The organism is Streptococcus sp. HMSC072G04, from assembly GCF_001813295.1.
GTDB lineage: Bacteria > Bacillota > Bacilli > Lactobacillales > Streptococcaceae > Streptococcus.
In genome coordinates this window covers 1-377 of sequence record NZ_KV812038.1, presented here as the reverse complement: position 1 = coordinate 377, position 377 = coordinate 1, and the positions used below count along the sequence as shown (strand labels likewise).

Genomic DNA, 377 nt, shown 5'->3' with positions numbered 1-377 from the left:
GCATCAGCATCAGTATCAGCAAGCCAATCAGCGTCATTGAGTGCATCAGCATCTGAGTCAGCTTCTGTATCAGCAAGCCAATCAGCGTCATTGAGTACATCAGCGTCAGCATCAGCATCAGCATCAGTATCAGCAAGCCAATCAGCATCATTGAGCACATCGGCTTCAGCATCGGCATCTACTTCAGCAAGCCAATCAGCGTCATTGAGCACATCGGCTTCAGCATCAGCATCAGTATCAGCGAGCCAATCAGCATCATTGAGCACATCGGCTTCAGCATCGGCATCTACTTCAGCAAGCCAATCAGCGTCATTGAGCACATCAGCTTCTGCATCTGAATCAGCGTCGCAATCTATTTCAGAATCACAATCAGCTTC

1 pseudogene is annotated in these 377 nt (G+C 48.5%); it reads right to left on the bottom strand.

The annotated features are described in order from the left end of the window. Nucleotides 1-377: pseudogene (locus HMPREF2904_RS12085) on the bottom strand (MSCRAMM family adhesin SdrC); the annotation flags it as partial.